Here is a 6,390-nt window from a genome sequence, read left to right on the forward strand (position 1 = left end):
GGGGGTATAATTGTGGGGCAAAGAAGTTACCAGTATAAATTCCGATAGTTGAACCATGACAAACACTTTGATCAACCCTGTAAAAGTATCGAAGGTTGAAGTCCTTAAGCAAAAAAGTAACTTTTTGCGAGGTCCCATTGACACCGAGCTAAACGACGGCAATCCTTTTTTTAGTCAGGATGGTCTCCAAATCCTGAAGTTTCATGGTTCCTATCAGCAAAAGTATCGTGACTTAGACAAAGCGAAAAACAAAGGTGAAGAAGCGCAATACACAATGATGTTGCGTACCCGTAGCCCCGGTGGTGTGATTCCTTGGCAGTTGTATTTAGCGCTTGATAAATTGTGCGATAAGTACGGGAATCACACCTTACGTGCGACTACTCGCCAAGGTTTTCAGATTCATGGCATCCTCAAAGAGAATCTGAAGACGGTGATTGCAGATATCACTAGAAACATGGGATCGACAGTGGGGGCATGTGGCGACATTAATCGTAACGTTATGGCTCCTGCTGTACCATTTAAAAACAAGCCTGAATATGCCTATGCTCGTGAATATGCGGTCAAAATCGCTGATTTCCTAGCGCCACAGGCAGGTGCTTACTACGACATTTGGCTAGACGGAGAGGTGGCTGTCACGTCTTCGGAAGATCGCGAGGTAGTAGAGGCACGTAACCGTCAAGGCAAGGGATCGGCGAAAACGAATATTAGTGATGTTGAGCCAATCTACGGCACACAATATTTGCCCCGTAAATTTAAAATTGCGATCGCAGTGGCAGGGGATAATTCCGTTGATCTGTATACCAATGATTTGGCGTTGGTGGTAATTACCGATGCTCAGAATCAATTAGAGGGATTTAATGTCTATGTTGGCGGTGGTTTAGGTCGCGCCCACAATAACGATGCCACCATCGTCAGAATGGCAGACTGTATCGGATTTGTACCTGTTGCCGAAATCTATGACGCGATCAAGGCAATTGTTGCAGTCCAACGGGATTACGGCGATCGTCACAATCGCCGCCATTCGCGCTTTAAGCATATTCTGCATGAATGGGGTGTAGATAAATTTATGCAAGTTTTGCGCGAATACTACCCCACCCCATTAGCGCCCGCTAGAGAATTGCCTGCTTTTAAATATCAAGATTACTTGGGCTGGCACGAACAGGGCGATGGCAAATATTTTGTTGGTGTTTCCATTGAGAACGGTCGAGTTAGCGATCGCAAAGATCTCCAACTCAAAACGGCTCTTCGTGAAATTAGCGAGACATTTCATCATGACTTTGTCCTAACGCCTAATCACAACCTGTTGATTACGGAAGTTGCCGCCGATGAAAAAGATGCCATTCAGAAAATTCTCGATCGTTGCGGTGTACTTGCCCCAGACAAAATTGACAGCCTCGTGCGTTATTCGATGGCTTGCCCTGCTTTCCCCACCTGTGGTCTAGCGATCGCTGAGTCAGAAAGAATTTTACCCAGCATCTTAGCGAGAATTCGTAAACTCTTGGTCAGATTGGGCTTGCAAGATGAAACCTTTATCACCCGTATGACGGGATGTCCCAATGGTTGCGCCCGTCCCTACATGGCAGAACTCGCGTTTGTCGGTAGTGCTGCCGATGAGTACCAAATTTGGTTGGGTGGTAGCTTTGACTCGACGCGATTGGCACAGCCCTATGTGCAGCGTTTGCATGTTGACAATCTCGAAAAAGGTCTAGAACCTTTATTTGTCTATTTCCGTAATGAGAGACAAGCGAGCGAGAGTTTTGGTGATTTTTGCGATCGCAAAGGTATTGAAGACTTGCGTCAATTTGCCGAAACCTATGTGCCAGAGGAAAACCCTAAGGGCAAGCGCAAGGATGTGCGGCATCGGGTTACGCTTTCGGGTAAATCCTATGAGCTCTTGAAGAAGGCTGTAGATGCACAGGGTGCTTCGATGAAAGACATTGTGGAGTTGGCTTTGGAGAAGTATTTGGGCTAGTCATTCCAAAAACAAAAAGGGGTGGCAGCGCAAAGCGCTGCCACCCCTTTTTGTTTTTGGAGTTATGGCATAATAGCGATACCGCGACTCACTGCTGAAGTTTTGAACCAATCCTATTTTCAGTCCGAATATTTACTCTTTGACCATGCTACTCCTGACCATGATGCGGTAAATATTGTTTTTGCCTTCCCAAATACTTACACCGTGGGGATCACTAGTTTAGGATATCAAGGGGTTTGGGCAAATTTAGCCATGCGATCGCAAATAAATGTAAGCCGTTGGTTTACCGATGCCCACGAAGACTTACCGCGCCAGATCGAAATATTAGGATTCTCGTTTTCGTGGGAACTAGATTATGTCAACATTTTGGCAGCATTAAAGAAATTTGACATTCCCATTGATAGTTGCGATCGCCGTGATGAACATCCCCTTGTATTCGGTGGTGGTCCAGTTCTCACTGCCAATCCCGAACCATTCGCGGCATGGTTTGATATTATTCTGCTCGGTGATGGGGAAGAATTAATTGGGAACTTTCTGCAAGCTTACCAAGAGGTGCGCCACGCTAGTCGTGATGAAAAATTGCGCCATTTAGCGAAACTTGAGGGGATTTACATTCCGCAACTATACGCAGTGAGCTATGAATCGGATGATGGGGCGATCATTTCGATTCAACCGATCGATGTTGATATTCCCGCAATCATCCATAAACAAACCTACAAAGGCAATGTCCTCTCAGCATCTACAGTCGTCACCGCTAAAGCTGCATGGGAAAGCATTTTTATGGTGGAAGTGGTGCGAAGTTGTCCAGAGATGTGCCGCTTCTGTCTAGCCAGCTATCTCACACTCCCATTTCGGACTGCCAGTTTAGAATCGAGCTTAATTCCTGCGATCGCCAAGGGTTTAGAAGTCACTAAGCGCTTGGGTTTACTTGGTGCATCAATTACCCAACATCCAGAGTTTGATACATTGCTAGATTATCTCGCTCAGCCACAATTTGATGATGTCCGCCTCAGTCTTGCCTCTGTTCGCACTAATACACTCACTGAAAAATTAGCGCGAATTCTCGCCACCCGTGATAGTCGTTCCGTCACGATTGCCATTGAAAGCGGTTCTGAGCGGTTACGCGAGATTATCAATAAGAAATTGCACAATGACGAAATTCGGCAAGCGGCAATCAATGCTCAAGCGGGGGGATTAAAATCCCTCAAGCTTTACGGTATGGCAGGTGTACCCATGGAGAATGATGACGATATCGAACAAACAATCGATATGTTGATATCCCTGCGGAAGCTAGCACCAAAATTAAAGATTACTTTTGGTTGCAGTACCTTTGTGCCTAAGTCCCATACTCCTTGGCAATGGCAAGGAGTCGGTACCTCAGCCGAGAAGAAAATGCAACACTTTCGTAAAAAGCTATTACCCAAGGGCATTGATTTTCGTCCTGAAAGTTACAAAGATTCAATTGTGCAAGCCCTGATTTCTAGAGGTGATCGACGCTTGACGAAACTGTTGCGGCTAGCCTGTAGCTATAGCGATGGTGATGTTCCGAGCGACGGCTCTTATAAACGTGCCTTTAAGGAATTGAAGGGACAATTACCCCCCCTTGCTTGGTATGTCCATGAAAATTGGGATGTGCAGCAAGTTTTACCTTGGCATCATTTGCGTAGTGCTTTGCCTATCGAAACCCTAATCAAACATCGAGAGACTTCCTTTGCTACGCAACACTAAAGCCTCGAAAGGCTTTCTTTTGAAATCGCCCTCTTCTCGGACAATTTCAAAAGTGTCTCTGGATTTTAATTCAGCGCTTTGTGCTGAAATTATGTAAATCAATCAAAAAATAAGCTTATAGGTGCAAAATTGACCATTATTATTGCAGGTGAACGGAGTGGAGTCGGCAAAACTACCGTAACTTTGGCGCTACTAGCAGCGATGAAATTGCGATCGCAAAGGGTGCAATCCTTTAAGGTTGGCCCCGACTATATCGATCCCATGTTTCATTCTTACATTACGCAGCTTCCTTGCCGTAATCTTGATCCTGTTCTCACTTCTGAAACCTATGTACAGGAATGTTTTGCTAAGCACAGTCAAAAGGCTAAATATTCCCTAATTGAAGGAGTAATGGGTCTATTTGATGGTGCAACTGGTCATGACGATATGGCAAGCACTGCCCATATTGCTCGACTTCTCAATTCACCAGTGGTCTTAATTCTTAACTGTGCTAGCACTTCGCGATCGATTGCGGCAATCGCCCATGGCTATCGCACCTTCGATCCCCGTATTCACATTGCAGGCGTTGTCCTGAATCGTGTGGGTAGCGATCGTCACTTAGAACTGTTAACCCAAGCCCTTGAGCCATTAAACTTACCAATTTTAGGTGTCCTCCGCCGCCAAGGTGCCATTGCCATACCCGATCGCCATTTAGGACTTGTCCCCACCGCAGAAATGTCTGATCTTGATGCAATCATTAATCGCTTAGCACATTTAGGAGAAACTTGCTTTGATTGGGAACAGTTATTGCCATTAATGGAAAGCCCTCACACCCCAGCCCCCTCTCCCGCAGGAGAAGGGGAGAAGATTTTGCCAACCTCTCCCTTAAGAAGAGGCGCTGGCGGAGAGAGCAAAATTCGGATCGCAATTGCCCAAGATCGCGCCTTTAGTTTTTACTATGCGGACAACCTAGACCTATTTCAAAATATGGGCGCGGAATTAGTGCCTTGGAGTCCTATTTGCGATCGCAGTTTACCTGACAACACTCATGGACTATATTTCGGTGGTGGATTTCCTGAAGTATTTGCCGCCGAACTTGCCGAAAATAAAACTGCTCGTAAGTCAGTGCATGATGCGATTATCTCAGGAATCCCCACCTACGCCGAATGTGGCGGCTTAATGTACCTTTGCGATCGCATCATCGACTTTGAAGATCGATATTTTCCGATGGTGAATATATTTCCAACTGTCGCAAAAATGGGTAAGCGCCTCACCCTCGGATATCGCAAAGCGATCGCATTGAAAGACAGCCCACTAGTTTCTAAAGGTGACTTAGTATGGGGGCACGAATTTCATCGTTCTTTCCTAACGCAACCAAGTGAGCAACCACTCTTTTCCCTCCAAGGCTATGACTCCCATTTGAAATACCCTCATGAAGGATGGCAAAAACATCAAGTTCACGCTTCCTATACCCATCTTCACTTCGGAGCGCAAATAAATCTCTTGCAGAAATTTTTAGTAAACTGTGCAAAAGAGAGGATAAGCATACTTGCTCAGCAGCTTTAAATTACATCTGCAAATGTCCGCTCCATTCTCCGAAAATACCAAATTCCGCTCCAAAGTAATACAAATACTAATCCAACTGAAAGCAAAAAGCCTGGCATATAGACATTTGCATTACCACCAAGAATTGCCCAACGAAATCCGTCAATTACGCCAACCATTGGATTAATAGAATATAGCAAACGCCATTGTTCAGGAACAATGTTGCTGCTAAACCCAACTGGAGAAATATATAGTCCAAATTGGATTATAAAAGGTACAACAAATCTAAAATCTCGATATTGCACAGTCAAAGCAGCCAACCACAAACCCGCACCCATCGAAGCCGCTGATGCGATTAGAATAAAAAATGGCAATGTCAAAATCCGCCAATCAGGGACAAAGTTATACCAAGCCATCAATCCTAAAAGAATCATCCCTGAGATTAAGAAATCAACAAAACTGACAATTACTGCACTAGTTGGCACAATAAGTCGAGGAAAGTACACTTTAGAAATTAAATTAGCATTCCCAATCAAACTATTGCTGCACTCACCCAAAGCATTGGCAAAAAATTGCCAAGGTAACATACCTGCAAAAACTAGAATTGGATAGGGAACTCCTTGAGAAGGCAACTTAGCAATATTTCCAAACACCACAGTAAATACGACCATGGTTAGAAAGGGTCTAATTAATGCCCAAGCAATCCCGATCGCAGTCTGCTTATAACGAACTAAAATGTCACGCCAAGCCAAGAAATAAAATAATTCACGATATCGCCACAGATCTTTCCAATATTGGCGCTCAGTCCGTCCCGCCTCAATTATTAATTCTGAAGTAAAGCCTGTAAGTTTATCATTCATTTCGAGTCTATCTTCTATTCTATGCTTAGGATTGAAAAATTTAGCTTTCATATGGTAAAAGCCAAAAAAGTTACATGTATATCTGAATTACATTTGACTATATAGCAATCGCAAATCATTTGTAAATTTTTAGATCGTTTAAGGAGCAATATAATAATTGTTAGGTGATTTGTAGACGTGTACCGACCCTAGACTTTTAAAAAGGTAGGACTTACGCAAGAATCATAGGGATAGAAGGATGTTTAAGTTGAGATCTTAAATAATCAGATAAAAGCGCATATTTAAGTTTGTAGATAGAGTTACCCA

The 6,390-nt window shown here is 44.0% G+C and carries 4 protein-coding genes; 3 read left to right on the forward strand and 1 reads right to left on the reverse strand.

Features of this window, described 5'->3' with window-relative positions; translation table 11 throughout:
- Positions 1 to 55 precede the first annotated feature (55 nt).
- From sir to H6F41_RS15060, 3 genes are all read left to right on the forward strand, one after another.
- Positions 56 to 1,972 carry a sulfite reductase, ferredoxin dependent gene (gene sir / locus H6F41_RS15050; protein ID WP_190404285.1) on the forward strand — a complete coding sequence of 639 codons (1,917 nt, stop codon included), beginning with the start codon at positions 56 to 58 and terminating at the stop codon, positions 1,970 to 1,972.
- Between the two features lie 102 nt (positions 1,973 to 2,074).
- On the forward strand, positions 2,075 to 3,700 hold the full coding sequence (locus tag H6F41_RS15055) for a B12-binding domain-containing radical SAM protein (protein ID WP_190404286.1): 1,626 nt from the start codon (positions 2,075 to 2,077) through the stop codon (positions 3,698 to 3,700).
- Positions 3,701 to 3,829: 129 nt separating this feature from the next.
- Positions 3,830 to 5,245 (forward strand): cobyrinate a,c-diamide synthase, encoded by a 1,416-nt coding sequence (locus tag H6F41_RS15060; RefSeq protein ID WP_190404287.1) that lies wholly within the window; start codon positions 3,830 to 3,832, stop codon positions 5,243 to 5,245.
- On the opposite strand, the gene H6F41_RS15065 is transcribed toward H6F41_RS15060, so the two are convergent.
- Positions 5,242 to 6,084 (reverse strand): ABC transporter permease, encoded by an 843-nt coding sequence (locus H6F41_RS15065; protein WP_190404288.1) that lies wholly within the window; start codon positions 6,082 to 6,084, stop codon positions 5,242 to 5,244. The genes H6F41_RS15060 and H6F41_RS15065 overlap by 4 nt on opposite strands.
- Positions 6,085 to 6,390: the final 306 nt, after the last annotated feature.

Origin of the sequence: Pseudanabaena mucicola FACHB-723, from assembly GCF_014696385.1 — a bacterium.
Lineage (GTDB): Bacteria > Cyanobacteriota > Cyanobacteriia > Pseudanabaenales > Pseudanabaenaceae > Pseudanabaena.